At 64.2% G+C, this 11,913-nt stretch carries 19 protein-coding genes and 1 other RNA gene; 12 read left to right on the forward strand and 8 right to left on the reverse strand.

The window, feature by feature from the left end; genetic code table 11:
• The first annotated feature begins 368 nt into the window (after positions 1-368).
• The 10 genes from pspA to P1X14_RS16035 all read left to right on the forward strand — a co-directional run bounded on the left by pspA (position 369) and on the right by P1X14_RS16035 (position 4,363).
• Positions 369-1,037 (forward strand): phage shock protein PspA, encoded by a 669-nt coding sequence (pspA, locus tag P1X14_RS15990; protein ID WP_277316397.1) that lies wholly within the window; start codon positions 369-371, stop codon positions 1,035-1,037.
• A gap of 4 nt (positions 1,038-1,041) precedes the next feature.
• Complete coding sequence (gene pspB / locus P1X14_RS15995) at positions 1,042-1,311, forward strand: envelope stress response membrane protein PspB (RefSeq protein WP_277316398.1); 270 nt, start codon at positions 1,042-1,044, stop codon at positions 1,309-1,311.
• A 1-nt stretch (position 1,312) separates the two neighbouring features.
• Entirely contained in the window at positions 1,313-1,690 is a 378-nt protein-coding gene (gene pspC / locus P1X14_RS16000) for an envelope stress response membrane protein PspC (RefSeq protein WP_277316399.1), read from the forward strand.
• Positions 1,691-1,724: 34 nt separating this feature from the next.
• Positions 1,725-2,012, forward strand: a complete 288-nt coding sequence (locus P1X14_RS16005) for a hypothetical protein (RefSeq protein ID WP_277316400.1) — start codon at positions 1,725-1,727, stop codon at positions 2,010-2,012.
• A gap of 79 nt (positions 2,013-2,091) precedes the next feature.
• Positions 2,092-2,349: a hypothetical protein gene (locus P1X14_RS16010; protein WP_277316416.1), complete on the forward strand. Its 258-nt coding sequence runs from the start codon at positions 2,092-2,094 to the stop codon at positions 2,347-2,349.
• 10 nt (positions 2,350-2,359) lie between these two features.
• Complete coding sequence (locus P1X14_RS16015; RefSeq protein ID WP_277316401.1) at positions 2,360-2,629, forward strand: hypothetical protein; 270 nt, start codon at positions 2,360-2,362, stop codon at positions 2,627-2,629.
• A gap of 202 nt (positions 2,630-2,831) precedes the next feature.
• A complete protein-coding gene (locus P1X14_RS16020) occupies positions 2,832-3,104 on the forward strand; it encodes a hypothetical protein (RefSeq protein ID WP_277316402.1) in 273 nt (90 codons plus the stop codon).
• 15 nt (positions 3,105-3,119) lie between these two features.
• The gene (locus P1X14_RS16025) at positions 3,120-3,374 is read left to right on the forward strand and encodes a hypothetical protein (RefSeq protein WP_277316403.1); all 255 of its coding nucleotides are present in this window, start codon (positions 3,120-3,122) and stop codon (positions 3,372-3,374) included.
• Positions 3,375-3,520: 146 nt separating this feature from the next.
• The gene (locus P1X14_RS16030) at positions 3,521-3,925 is read left to right on the forward strand and encodes a SufE family protein (protein WP_277316404.1); all 405 of its coding nucleotides are present in this window, start codon (positions 3,521-3,523) and stop codon (positions 3,923-3,925) included.
• A 24-nt stretch (positions 3,926-3,949) separates the two neighbouring features.
• Positions 3,950-4,363, forward strand: coding sequence for a hypothetical protein (locus P1X14_RS16035; RefSeq protein WP_277316405.1), 414 nt, complete (start codon positions 3,950-3,952; stop codon positions 4,361-4,363).
• Positions 4,364-4,431: 68 nt separating this feature from the next.
• Here the strand turns inward: P1X14_RS16035 and P1X14_RS16040 are convergent, their stop codons facing one another.
• From P1X14_RS16040 to P1X14_RS16055, 4 genes are all read right to left on the reverse strand, one after another.
• Positions 4,432-4,863, reverse strand: coding sequence for a hypothetical protein (locus tag P1X14_RS16040; RefSeq protein ID WP_277316407.1), 432 nt, complete (start codon positions 4,861-4,863; stop codon positions 4,432-4,434).
• Positions 4,864-5,113: 250 nt separating this feature from the next.
• Complete coding sequence (locus tag P1X14_RS16045) at positions 5,114-5,536, reverse strand: hypothetical protein (RefSeq protein WP_277316408.1); 423 nt, start codon at positions 5,534-5,536, stop codon at positions 5,114-5,116.
• A gap of 148 nt (positions 5,537-5,684) precedes the next feature.
• On the reverse strand, positions 5,685-5,978 hold the full coding sequence (locus P1X14_RS16050; protein ID WP_277316409.1) for a (2Fe-2S) ferredoxin domain-containing protein: 294 nt from the start codon (positions 5,976-5,978) through the stop codon (positions 5,685-5,687).
• Positions 5,975-6,511, reverse strand: coding sequence for a J domain-containing protein (locus P1X14_RS16055; protein ID WP_277316410.1), 537 nt, complete (start codon positions 6,509-6,511; stop codon positions 5,975-5,977). Before P1X14_RS16055 ends, P1X14_RS16050 begins: the two co-directional genes overlap by 4 nt.
• A 305-nt stretch (positions 6,512-6,816) precedes the next feature.
• Between P1X14_RS16055 and P1X14_RS16060 the strand changes: the two genes are divergently transcribed.
• A complete protein-coding gene (locus tag P1X14_RS16060) occupies positions 6,817-8,397 on the forward strand; it encodes a SulP family inorganic anion transporter (RefSeq protein ID WP_277316411.1) in 1,581 nt (526 codons plus the stop codon).
• Positions 8,394-9,032, forward strand: coding sequence for a carbonic anhydrase (locus P1X14_RS16065; RefSeq protein WP_277316412.1), 639 nt, complete (start codon positions 8,394-8,396; stop codon positions 9,030-9,032). Before P1X14_RS16060 ends, P1X14_RS16065 begins: the two co-directional genes overlap by 4 nt.
• Before the next feature lie 54 nt (positions 9,033-9,086).
• Here P1X14_RS16065 and pip read toward each other — a convergent pair whose 3' ends face one another.
• The 4 genes from pip to P1X14_RS16085 all read right to left on the reverse strand — a co-directional run bounded on the left by pip (position 9,087) and on the right by P1X14_RS16085 (position 11,797).
• On the reverse strand, positions 9,087-10,043 hold the full coding sequence (pip, locus tag P1X14_RS16070) for a prolyl aminopeptidase (protein ID WP_277316413.1): 957 nt from the start codon (positions 10,041-10,043) through the stop codon (positions 9,087-9,089).
• Positions 10,044-10,107: 64 nt separating this feature from the next.
• Positions 10,108-10,476, reverse strand: an RNA gene (gene rnpB / locus P1X14_RS16075) — RNase P RNA component class A.
• 23 nt (positions 10,477-10,499) lie between these two features.
• Positions 10,500-11,102: a DUF2306 domain-containing protein gene (locus P1X14_RS16080; RefSeq protein ID WP_277316414.1), complete on the reverse strand. Its 603-nt coding sequence runs from the start codon at positions 11,100-11,102 to the stop codon at positions 10,500-10,502.
• On the reverse strand, positions 11,099-11,797 hold the full coding sequence (locus P1X14_RS16085) for an N-acetylmuramoyl-L-alanine amidase (protein ID WP_277316415.1): 699 nt from the start codon (positions 11,795-11,797) through the stop codon (positions 11,099-11,101). Before P1X14_RS16085 ends, P1X14_RS16080 begins: the two co-directional genes overlap by 4 nt.
• Positions 11,798-11,913 lie beyond the last annotated feature (116 nt).

Genomic DNA, 11,913 nt, shown 5'->3' on the forward strand with positions numbered 1-11,913 from the left:
GCAAGTGAAATTTGCCAGCTGAACGCCTTGTGAACAGCAAAAATGGCGGAAAACCGTAGCTTTTCGCATTTGGCACGCATCATGCTGAGTACCCGGCAAGCCCAGCAACGGGCCAACAGAAAACAAGACATAAGGTTCAGGGAACAGACAATGACCTACCAGAGCAACTACTACCGCAACGCCTTCGTGGCGGTCGCTTTCACCCTCGTCACCGGCATCATCCTGATGTCCAGCGTCGTCGGTTCGGCCATCACCGCGGTCGCGTAAAACCAGTCCCCGCAGCCTGCCCGCCCCGGCAGGCAGCACATGGCGGGGGAGATACCCCCTAGTCTCCCCCGCCACACAAAGTATCGAAGGAGTGAAGTCAGATGGGCATTTTCTCGCGAACCCGCGATATCATCGCAGCGAACGTCACCGACCTGCTCGACAAGGCCGAAGACCCGGCCAAGATGATCCGCATGATCATCCTCGAGATGGAGGAGACCCTGGTCGAAGTCCGCGCTAGCGCGGCGCGCACTATCGCCGATCAGAAGGAAATGCGCCGTCACATCGCCCGCCTCGAAAAGCTCCAGGAGAGCTGGACCGAGAAGGCCGAGCTGGCACTTTCCAAGGATCGCGAAGACCTTGCCAAGGCCGCGCTGGTCGAGCGCCAGAAGGCCGCCGACATGTGCGAGCAGCTGAGCGAGGAGATCGCGGTGCTCGACGAAGCCCTTCAGTCTTCGGAAGCGGACATCCAGAAGCTCCAGACCAAGCTGCGTGAGGCCCGTGCCCGCCAGAACTCGATCCAGACCCGTCTGGAAAGCGCCAATAACCGTGCCCGCCTCCGCGAGGTGACCAACGGTTCGCGGATGCAGGACGCCTTCTCGCGCTTCGACACGATGGAGCGCCGGGTCGATCTGGCCGAGGGCCGCGCGGATGCCGCCGGCATGGGCGCCGAGCCGAAGACGCTGGAAGAGGAAATTGCCGAGCTCCGTTCGTCGGACAAGGTCAATGCCGAACTCGAAGCGCTGAAGAAGCGCCTGGCAAAGAAGGGCTGATCCGATGGGTGACGAAATCATCGCCATCCCGATCGTGGGGATGCTCTTCATCGGGCTCCCCTGGGTGATCCTCCACTACATCACGAAGTGGAAGACCGCCGCGACGATCACCGGCGAGGACGAGAAGCTGCTCGACGAGCTGCACTATCTCGCCCGCCAGCTCGAGGAACGGCTCCAGACGGTCGAACGCATCATCGCCGCCGACAATCCGGATTTCCGCCCCAACAAAGCGCGCTCGGAAGACGACGCGTACGACTTCAGCAGGAGGAATTAAGATGTCCGCCAGCCGCACCAAATTCTACCTCGACAAGAAGAACGGCAAGCTCTTCGGCGTCTGCTCCGGCCTCGCCGATTACACCGGGATCGAAGCGCTCTGGTTGCGCATCGGCATCATCCTGCTGACGATGATGACTTCGGGTATGGTGATCGTCGCTTATGTGCTGATCGCAATGATGGCCCCGGCCAAGCCGCGCGAGTTATACACGAGCGACGAGGACCAGAAGTTCTGGCAGGGCGTGCGCAGCAATCCGAAGCGCTCGACCGCAGAGGTCCGCTCGAAGTTCCGCGACATCGATCGCCGGCTCGCCGACATCGAGATGTACTATACGAGCCGCAACACGCGCCTCGCCGACGAAATCGACAGCCTGCGCTGATACCGGCAGCGGCTGACAAGAGGGAGGAAAGAACATGAACGGCGGACAGGTCATGGTAATTGCGATCATCGCGATTTCCACCTTGGGCTGGCTGATCTCGAGCTGGATCCGCGCCAAGCACGGCTACCCGATCGAGAATGAGTGGTCGGGCAGCACCGGCAAGGACAGCCCGGCAGCGGAACGCAAGATCGAGCTCCTCTCCGCGGAGAATGAGCGGCTCACCGGCCAGATCTCGCGGCTCGAAGAGCGGATCGCAGTGATGGAGCGGATCGTCACCGATCCGGCCGAACGCACCGCCCGCGAAATCGACAGCCTGCGCTGAACAAGGGACAGGAACGATGGAAAAGTTCGAATTCTTCACCGTATTCGCCCCCACGATCGCGATCGTCGGGGTGGCGGGAATGGTCGCCTGGATGTTCACCACCTGGCTTCGGGTGAAGAACGGCTACCCGCTGGAAAACAGCTGGGGCACATCGGTCTATCCCAAGAACAACGACGAGGCGATGGAGCGGATCAAGCTGATCAGCCAGGAGAATGCCCAGCTCCGCGCCGAACTGGGATCGATCAAGGACCGGCTGGCGAATGTGGAACGCATCGTCACCGACAGTTCGCACAGCCTGGATCGCGAGATCGAGCAGCTGCGCGGCAAGCGGAACTAAGGAGGCGGACATGCCCGGCACGGTACTCGGTTTCTTCATGATCGTGGTGGGCATCCCGGTGCTCGCAGGCATCGGCTACGCGGCCTTCGAACGCTGGCTGAAGCACAAGGAAAAGATGGCCAACGCGCTCGCTTCGCAGACCGCGGAAAAGGCCGCCCAATATGCAGCGCACACCGACCGTCTCGAACAGCGGGTGCGCGTCCTGGAGAGGATCGTGACCGACAAGGGCATCGACCTTTCCGACGAGATCGAACGGCTGCGGGATCAACCGCTCAACTAGATCTCACAACAGAACAACGGCCCCCTTTGGGGTCACGCCAGAGGATAGTATCATGATCGTCGTATTTGCTGTGCTCGCCGTGCTTTGCGGCGGCCTCATCTGGCTCGCCGAGAGCCGGGATCGTCCCCGCCGCCGCGCCGCGCGGCAGCAGATGATCCAGCCGGCCGAATAAGCCGGTTCGGGAAAGAGGGAGGAAGAAGCGATGAATCCGTTCGAAATGGTCATCGGGATCGTGCTGATCGTGTCGATCGCCGGCGTTCTCAAGGCCAAATACGGGGTCCGCAAAGACCAGTGGGGCAACGAGACCCATGTCGATACCGGCAAGGCCAATGCCGAAAATGACCGGCTCCGCGGCGAGATCCGCTCGCTCAAGGAGCGCATTCAGGTACTCGAACGGGTCGTGACCGACGACCAGACCAGCGCAAGCCGCCTCGATCGCGAGATCGAACGGCTCCGCGACAAAGACAGTGTCTGACGGGAGGACGATGTGATGACCAACGACGTCAATCTCTACATGACTTTGGCCGCTACCAGCCTTGCCGGTCTCGGCATGGTGACCGCGGCGGGACTTTCGGGCTGGCGCAGCTGGCTCACGCTGAAGCGCGAGGAACTGCACGGCCACCAAGCCATCGGTGCCCCCGCCGCCGATGCGGGCGTGCCCACCGCGGCCTCGCGCATCGAGATCGCGGACCTGAAGGAACGGCTGCGCAAGCTCGAGGCGATCGCCGCCGGCGTCGACCTCTGACGGAAAAGCCGTCACCCCGGTCAGGGAGGCCGGGGCCTGCAACGCGGACCGGGCGCCTATCCCGGCCAGGGTTCGCGAAACGGGTGCCGGGCAATGATCCGGCATGACGGTGGATTAATCGAGGGTCGGCGCTATAGCTCCCCGGCATGCCGACCCTCACCGACATCCAGGAAGAATATGAGTTCCTGGAACCCGACGACCGCTATCGCCTGCTGATCGATCTGGGCCGCTCGCTCGAGCCGATGCCCGATCCGCTGAAGACCGATGCGACTCTGGTGCGGGGCTGTTCGGCGGCAGTGTGGGTCTATCCCACCCGCATGAGCGACGGATCGCTTCATTTCCTCGCGGATTCGAACGCGGCGATCACCAAGGGCATCATCGCCCTCGTCCTGCTGACGGTACAGGATCGCAGCCCCGACGAGATCATCGGTACCGATATCGACGCGGCGCTCGCTCCGTTCGACCTGCGCAACCAGCTCAGCTCGAACCGGACCCAGGGTATCCCCAACATGATCGCGTTGATCCGCGAGACTGCGCTGCGCTACGCCTGAGGTGACCGCTTCCGGGAGAGTGTGATGCTTCTGCTGTTCGCTGCCCTGCTCTCATCCGCCGCGCCACTCGCCTGCCCTCCCCGCTTTCCGTCCGAAGCCGATCTGGACAGCAGCAAGCCGGTGGAGCGTAGCGGCGCGGGCCTGTGGATCGCCGGCACCCCGTTTCCCGCTGCCGATCTGGCGGAAGCCGTCGCGCGGGAACATCCCGATCATGGCTGGCAAATCACGATCCGCTTCCGCGATGCGGGGATCGCACGCTTTGCGGAGATCAGCCGGTGCCGCCAGATGCAGATGGCGGAAATCAGCGTCGACGACATCCTGATCTCGCGTCCGGTCTTCTATGAGGAGATACGCGGCGGAGAGGTAATGCTCAGCGGCGGCCTGGACCACGAGCAGGCCACGGCCTTCGTCGCCCGGCTGACACCTGCCGCGCACTAACCGCAAAAGGAAAAGCGCGCCGCGGCCGGGGCCGCGACGCGCTTCGAAACCTTGCCGTGAAGGCTGGCTTACTGCTTGAACGCCTTCGCGCCATAAGCGCACGGCGCGGCCGAGCAGCCCACCATCACGATACGGGCGGTATAGGTGCCCGGAGCGCTGGCAGCGACGATCGGGAAATCGTCGTCCTCGACGTCCGAATCGACCAGCTTGCCGCTGGCGTCAGTCAGGTAGATGTCGAGGTTGGTGCAATCGGTGTCGCAGACGCCGACGATGCTGAACTCCGAACCGCCCTTGAGCGCGACCTGCACGGTGACTTCGCCACCCTGCTTCAGCTCGCCGCGGGTTTCCCAGCCGGTCGGGCTGAAGCCCTTGCCGCCATAAATCTCGGTCGCCTTGTCGAACAGCATCTGGACGATGTCGCTCTGCGGCGCGGCGGTCACTGCGGTAACGGGGACGAGAACGGCCGCTGCAGCTGCTGCGACGTAAGCAAACTTGATCATGGAAACACCCTCCCGATGAAATCGCGCCGACTCTTTCGAGAATGCGCAGGTCCAGTCAAGCGGCGCGCCCCGTTTTGAAGCGGAATCGTACAATAATCCGCGCGACCCTGTTCGATTCTTCCGATTATTCCGGCCCGGATTGATCCTCATCAGCCGATTGCGACAGACCGCCGCCACGAGTCGAAACGGCCCCGCACCCCCGAAGGGATGCAGGGCCGCTCGAACCTCGGCAGTGCCGCCGGGATCAGCTTTACTGCTTGAACGCCTTCGCGCCGAAGCCGCAAGGAGCCGCGGTGCAGCTCTTCATTTCGATCCGGGCGGTATAGGTGCCCGGAGCGCTGGCGCCGACGATCGGGAAGTCGTCATCCTCGACGTCCGAGTCGACCAGCTTACCCTTCGAGTCGGTCAGATAGATGTTCAGGTCCTTGCAGTCGCCGTCGCAGACGCCGACGATGCTGAACTGCGAACCGCCCGAAAGCGTGACCGAAACGGTCTTCGACGACCCGTTGGCCAGCTCACCGCGGGTTTCCCAACCGGTCGGCGTGAAGCCCTTGGTGCCATAGATTTCGGTGGCCTTGTCGAACAGCTGCTGGATCAGATCCGCCTGAGCGGCAGCGACCGGCGCGGCGATGGTGAGACCGATGGCGGCGACGGCGTACGCAAACTTCTTCATAGGATACCCTCCCGGATGGAACACTAAGCCCGGCGCTGGATGCGCGCCTCCTGCCGGACTGTACACCCCCATTTGGGTGTAGTTCCTTCCACAATACGATGGACGCAACATATTGCGCGCGGGTGGTTTCTGCGCCGATGCGGCTGAATCAGAGCTTAAGCGCTTCGGCGACGGCCTCAACCGGTGTACCGGCCGGGATCAGCAGCCAGTCGCGGCTTTCCGCGCCGTTCAGCACCGTCACCGCGCCGCGGGGACATACGCCCATGCAGCGCGTCTCGACAATCCCGGTGCCTCGTCCACGATCCTTGCGGGATTTCAGATAGTTGCGCAGGGTCTTGGCCAGCGGCGTCCTGCGCCGCGGTCCAAAGCCGCCACCCAGCCGCTTGGTGCATTTGGCGCAGACCTGCACCGTATGCGACCAGTTGGCCGCGAACAGCCTCAATCGGGCTTCCAGGTACGCCGTTCCTCGGCGGCCTTGAGCACGTCATAGGCGGCCTGGATCGCCTGAAAGCGCTTGGCGGCATCGGCGTCGTTCGGCTTCACATCGGGATGGTTCGATTTGGCCATGCGCCGCCACGCCATCCGCACCGCTTCGAAATCGGCATCGACTTCCAGCTCGAGCACTTCCAGCGCGCGGATCTCGTCGCGCGAGCGGCTGCCGTCGCCCGGCCCCGCCCAGCCATTGTGGCGGGATTCGGTGAAGCCCGATGCGTCGCGCCGTTCCTCGGCCTCGCGCTGCGCCGCTTCCTCGGCGGTCAGGCCCTCGAAGTAATTCCAGTTGCGATTGTACTCGGCGGCATGCGCCTCGCAGAAATACCAGCGGTCGGGGCTGTTGGGCGATTTCGGCGCAGGCCGGTCGCCCGGTTCCTCGCAGCCATGGCGGTCGCAGATCCGCACCTGCACGGCTTCGCGCTCGGCGCCATAGGCACGCCAGCGGGGAAAGCCCCAGTCGGAAGATCGGGTCGAACGCGCCATGATTTCCCGCAGATAGGCAGCAAGTCGGCGGAACGCCAGCCTCTCGATGCGGGCGCACGCAACACATCAGCCCGAAGCGGGATTCACTTCGATGCGCCGCAGCATTCTTATTGCGATACAGTCGCAATTACAGAAACAAATCATGATCAAATTGGTACAATCTTGCCTCATTTCATCGACGTAAGCGCACAGCCCATCGCCACACCGATGCGCGGACACAATTGTGCAACGCAGTAACCACAGCCCAACCTTGTCACGGCCTGCCGGGGGCGGCGGCCGCGAACATCATAAGCATGGAGAATATTGTGCCACGACTACCTGAATCCTCCGCCAGCTGGCGGCAGGATGTCCCGGCTTCCATCGTCGTAGCGCTGGTAGCGCTACCGCTCTGTCTCGGCGTCGCCCTCGCCTCCGGCGCGCCGCTCATGTCCGGCCTGATCGCAGGCATTGTCGGCGGCATCGTCGTCGGCGCGCTCAGCAAGTCGCCGCTGTCGGTCAGCGGCCCCGCCGCCGGCCTGACCGTGATCGTGCTCGCCGCGATCCAGAGCCTGCCTTCGTTCGAAGCATTCCTGCTCGCGGTCGTCCTGGCCGGCATGATGCAGATGGTCTTCGCGCTGACGAAGACCGGTGTGCTCAGCGAGTTCATCCCCAGTTCGGTGATCACCGGCATGCTGGCGGCGATCGGACTGATCCTGATCCTCAAGCAGATCCCGCACGCCATCGGCTATGACGGCGATTACGAGGGCAGCTTCGCCTTCCTCCAGCCCGACGGTCGCAACACCTTCTCCACCCTGTGGTACGTGCTGCAGGAAAAGATGGTGTGGGGTGCGGCGATCATCGCCGCGATCTCGATCGCCTTCCTGTTCTGGTGGGACAAGGCACGGCCGAGCGAAGGCCCGCTGCGCTTCGTGCCGGGTCCGCTGGTCGTGGTGGTGTTCGGCGTGGCCGCCAACTCGATCTTCGCCAATGTCGCGCCCGCGCTCGAGATCAATGTGAGCCATCTGGTGCAGGTGCCTGTCGTCGAGGGGCTCGGCGGCGTAGTCGGCCTGTTGTCGTTCCCGGACCTCGGCCAGATCAGCAACCCGCTGGTCTGGACCACCGCCCTCACCCTCGCGCTCGTCGCCAGCCTTGAATCGCTGCTGAGCGTGAAGGCGATCGACCAGCTCGATCCGCAGCGCCGCACCACCGACAAGAATCGCGAGCTGTTCGCACAGGGCGGCGGCAACCTGCTCTCGGGCATGATCGGCGGCCTGCCGGTCACGTCGGTGATCGTGCGCAGCTCGGCGAACGTCGATTCAGGTGCGACCAGCAACAAATCGACGATCATGCACGGCCTCTGGCTGCTGCTCAGCCTGTTGCTGATCCCCGCGGTGCTCAACCTGATCCCGCTGGCATCGCTCGCCGCGGTGCTGATCGCGACCGGCTACAAGCTCACCAAGCCGGTACTGTTCCGCCAGAAGCTGAAGCAGGGCTGGAGCCAGTTCGTGCCGTTCACCGTCACGGTCGGCGCGATCCTGCTCACCGACCTTTTGACCGGTATCGTTATCGGGCTGGGCGTGGGCTTCGCCTTCGTGATCGCACGCAACTTCCGCCCGGCGATCAGCTATGTCTGCGAAGGCCGCGACTGCCTCGTCCGCGCACGGCGCAACCTGTACTTCATGCACAAGGTCGAGCTGCAGACCGTGCTCGATCGCGTGCCGGACGGCAGCGACGTGCTGATCGACCTGTCCAGCACCGAGTTCGTCGACATCGACAATATCGACATCATCAATGATTTCATCCGCAGCGCCGAGTTTCGCGACATCAAGGTCGTGGTCCGCGGCGATCTGGCGGAGCGTACCGCGCCGCGCATCCGTGCGCCCCGCCAGGAGGTCGTTTACGCATGAAGGACTATCGCCAGCTGCTGCTCGCCAATCGTGCCTGGGCAGACGAACAAACCGCCGAACGCGCCGATTTCTTCGAGCGCCAGACCATGGGCCAGAAGCCGCAATTCCTGTGGATCGGCTGTTCCGACAGCCGGGTTGCGCCCGAGCAGATGACGATGACGCCCCCGGGCGGCATGTTCATCCACCGCAACGTCGCCAATCTCGTCCATGACGACGATCTCAACCTGCTGTCGGTGATCCAGTATGCGGTCACCGTGCTGAAGGTGAAGCATGTCATCGTGTGCGGCCACTATGGCTGCGGTGGCGTGAAAGCGGCGCTGACCGGGGGCACCAGCGGCCCGGTCCATGACTGGCTCGACAATGCCCGCAACGTCTATTGCGATCACAAGCATGAGGTGGACGCGATGGGCGACGAGGAGAACCGCGCCAACCGTCTGGTCGAGCTGAACGTCCGCGACCAGCTCGTCCGCCTCGCGAAGATCGACACGATCCGTCAGGCCTTCACCGAGGGGCAGGAACTCTACCTCCACGGCTGGGTCTACGACATGCGCGATGGCCTGATCAAACCGCTGATGGAGATCGACCGGGAAACCGTGCTGGAGGAGGTCGGACGGCCCGAACGCGTGCTCGTCTGACCCGCGGCGGCCGGGCGAGCGAGGCACCCCGCAGCCCGGCCCCGCGACAGGCGGCTATTCTTCGTGCTTCCCCGCGTACCGGTCGGTCGCGCGGATCAGCTGGTCGAGGATGCCCGGTTCCGAAAAGGCGTGGCCTGCGCCTTCGATCAGGTGGAAATCCGCCTCGGGCCATGCCTTGTGCAGCTCCCACGCGTATCGCGCCGGGCACGGCATGTCGTAGCGGCCATGGACAATCGTCCCCGGGATCGCGCGCAGCCGCTCCGCATCGCGCAGCAGCTGATCGGGCTCCAGCCAGCAGGCGTTGACGAAGTAATGTGCCTCGATCCGCGCAAAGGCGAGCGCATAGTGCCCGTCGTCATGCTGGGCCGATGTGGCGGGATCGGGCAGCAGGGTGATGACCTCGCCTTCGAACAGGCTCCATATCCGCGCCGCTTCGATCCGCTCCTCGATCGGGCCGGTGGTCAGGCGGCGATGATAGGCGGTCAGCAGGTCGCCGCGCTCTGCCTCCGGGATCGGCGCGATGAAGCGCTCATATTTCTCCGGGAACATCTCCGACACGCCGAACTGGTAGAACCAGTCGAGCTCGGGCTTGGTGCACATATAGATGCCGCGCAGCACCAGTTCGCTCGTCCGCTCGGGATGCTTTTGCGAATAGGCTAGCGCGAGCGTGGATCCCCAGGAGCCGCCGAACACCAGCCATTGCTCGACACCGGCAAGCTCGCGCAGCCGCTCGATATCCGCGACCAGATGCCAGGTGGTGTTCGCCTCCAGCTCGGCATGCGGAGTCGATTTGCCGCATCCGCGCTGATCGAACAGCATGACGTCGTACAGCGCCGGATCGAACAACCGCCGGTGCGTCGGTGAGATGCCGCCGCCCGGTCCGCCATGCAGGAACACCGCAGGCTTCGCGCCGGGCGTGCCGCAGCGTTCGTAGTAGATTGTGTGCCCGTCGCCGACATCCAGCATGCCGGTCTCATACGGTTCGATTTCGGGGTAGAGCGTTCTGAACATGGCCCCTCCTCGGCGATTTCACCACGAAATGAAAGCGTTACCTACCCCGCCAAGGGAGAGGAAAAATGCCAGAGGGTCTGTAAGCCGGGTTCTGTCCACCCCTTTCGGGGATAGGCGACCATTCCTCTAGGCGACGGATTGCTCCGCCGCTCAAGCAACCAACCCGGGCGACGGGGCCGGAACAGGCCCATATGCCGCCCCTATTCGGTCTTGCTCCCGGTGGGGTTTGCCGTGCCGCTTCCGTTACCGGTCGCGCGGTGCGCTCTTGCCGCACCCTTTCACCCTTGCCCTTAGTCCGAAGACCAGTGGGCGGTCTGCTCTCTGTGGCACTTTCCCTGGGGTCACCCCCGCCGGGCATTACCCGGCACCGTCGTTCCGTGGAGCCCGGACTTTCCTCGCGTGCTTGCGCACCCGCGGCCGCCCGACCCTCTGGCGGCGCGGGCGATACCGCGAAGATCAGCGCTTGGCAAACACCCGACGCGCGGCAGGCCACCAGCTCAGATACGCTTCGGCCGCCAGCACCGGGATGACGAGGCTCAGCCAGCCACGCGTGGCGTAGCGAAGCTCGGGCCAGTCGAGCCAGCCGAACAGCGTCTCCTCGCCTGCCTGCAGCAGGTGCAGCAGCACGAACGAGGTCGCGATGGCGAAGCTGCGGATGGTGAACTGGCGGTGCGCGGTCCAGTCGCGCTTGCGTGCAGCGATCCACGCCATCGCCGAGAATGCGATCCACAGCCCCCCGAACATCACCAGCGGCAGTTCGGTCCCCTGCGCCTCCATCGTCAGCCCCAGCGCGATCGCCATCACGCCGGCGAGCAGCGAGAGGCCGAGATAGACCCGCCCCAGCCAGCGATGCACCGCCGGCCGCGCGTTGCGCAGGCTCGCGAGGAACTGGACGGGAGCGATCAGCAGCACCGGCGCGGCTGCCGCAACATGGCCTGCGTACCAGAGCCAACGCGCTTCCGGCATGGACTGCTCGCCCGCGACGGAAATGTCGAGATAGAGATACCAGCCCGCCGCGACGGCCAGTCCTGTCAGCAGCAGCGCGAGCGTTCGGTTCAATCGTCGCCCTGCGGCTGGGGCAGCAACAGCGCGAGCAGCAGGCAGCAGCATTCGCGATCGATCTCGCCGTCGACCATCTCGGGGCGGAAACGCCGCTGGAATGCAGTCACCGCCGCGGGGCCATCGTCGATGTCGTAGCCGAAGCGCTGGAGCGCCAGCATGAAGCCGGCATCGCTCCAGCCCGGATCGACCAGGTTCCGGGTCGGCCGTGGGAGCGCCAGCCGCAGCCGGGCCAAAGCATGCCAGTTGAACAGCTCGCCCGGATCCTCCTTTCGCGCCGGGGCCACGTCCGAATGGCCGACCACATTGCCGCGGGTGATGCCGTACCGCGCCTTGATCTCCGCCACGAGCGGGATCAGCGAACCCATCTGCGCATCGGGAAAGTTGCGATAGCCATGCTCATGGCCGGGATTGACCAGCTCGATCCCGATCGAGGCCGAATTGACGTTGGGAAAATCGCGCCAGTGCGATTTGCCCGCATGCCAGGCGCGCTTGTCCTCGGCCACCAGCCGGTGGATCGTACCATCCTCGTCGATCAGATAATGGGCCGAGACTTCGGCGACGGGATCGCACAGCCGGTCGAGCGCCTCCTGCGCGGTGCGCATGCCGGTATAATGCAGCACGATCATGCTGATCTCGGCGTCGCGCGCATTGAAATTGGGCGACGGGGTTTCGACGATGGCCAGGCCGCTCATGCCGCAATGACTAGAGCAATCGTGGAGACAGTCTAGAGCCTGGTTTGTCACGGTGCCGGCCCGCTCCCCCACCCGGCCTCCCACAGAATATGCTGGATGGGAGGCCGGGTGGGGGA

The sequence above is a fragment of the Sphingomonas sp. AOB5 genome, from assembly GCF_029433115.1.
Lineage (GTDB): Bacteria > Pseudomonadota > Alphaproteobacteria > Sphingomonadales > Sphingomonadaceae > Sphingomonas.

Bases quoted from the DNA above. Each gene is read 5' to 3' on its own strand.
- pspA (WP_277316397.1), top strand. From the start codon at position 369: ATGGGCATTTTCTCGCGAACCCGCGATATCATCGCAGCGAACGTCACC.
- pspB (WP_277316398.1), top strand. From the start codon at position 1,042: ATGGGTGACGAAATCATCGCCATCCCGATCGTGGGGATGCTCTTCATC.
- pspC (WP_277316399.1), top strand. From the start codon at position 1,313: ATGTCCGCCAGCCGCACCAAATTCTACCTCGACAAGAAGAACGGCAAG.
- P1X14_RS16005 (WP_277316400.1), top strand. From the start codon at position 1,725: ATGAACGGCGGACAGGTCATGGTAATTGCGATCATCGCGATTTCCACC.
- P1X14_RS16010 (WP_277316416.1), top strand. From the start codon at position 2,092: ATGGTCGCCTGGATGTTCACCACCTGGCTTCGGGTGAAGAACGGCTAC.
- P1X14_RS16015 (WP_277316401.1), top strand. From the start codon at position 2,360: ATGCCCGGCACGGTACTCGGTTTCTTCATGATCGTGGTGGGCATCCCG.
- P1X14_RS16020 (WP_277316402.1), top strand. From the start codon at position 2,832: ATGAATCCGTTCGAAATGGTCATCGGGATCGTGCTGATCGTGTCGATC.
- P1X14_RS16025 (WP_277316403.1), top strand. From the start codon at position 3,120: ATGACCAACGACGTCAATCTCTACATGACTTTGGCCGCTACCAGCCTT.
- P1X14_RS16030 (WP_277316404.1), top strand. From the start codon at position 3,521: ATGCCGACCCTCACCGACATCCAGGAAGAATATGAGTTCCTGGAACCC.
- P1X14_RS16035 (WP_277316405.1), top strand. From the start codon at position 3,950: ATGCTTCTGCTGTTCGCTGCCCTGCTCTCATCCGCCGCGCCACTCGCC.
- P1X14_RS16040 (WP_277316407.1), bottom strand. From the start codon at position 4,863: ATGATCAAGTTTGCTTACGTCGCAGCAGCTGCAGCGGCCGTTCTCGTC.
- P1X14_RS16045 (WP_277316408.1), bottom strand. From the start codon at position 5,536: ATGAAGAAGTTTGCGTACGCCGTCGCCGCCATCGGTCTCACCATCGCC.
- P1X14_RS16055 (WP_277316410.1), bottom strand. From the start codon at position 6,511: ATGGCGCGTTCGACCCGATCTTCCGACTGGGGCTTTCCCCGCTGGCGT.
- P1X14_RS16065 (WP_277316412.1), top strand. From the start codon at position 8,394: ATGAAGGACTATCGCCAGCTGCTGCTCGCCAATCGTGCCTGGGCAGAC.
- pip (WP_277316413.1), bottom strand. From the start codon at position 10,043: ATGTTCAGAACGCTCTACCCCGAAATCGAACCGTATGAGACCGGCATG.
- P1X14_RS16085 (WP_277316415.1), bottom strand. From the start codon at position 11,797: ATGAGCGGCCTGGCCATCGTCGAAACCCCGTCGCCCAATTTCAATGCG.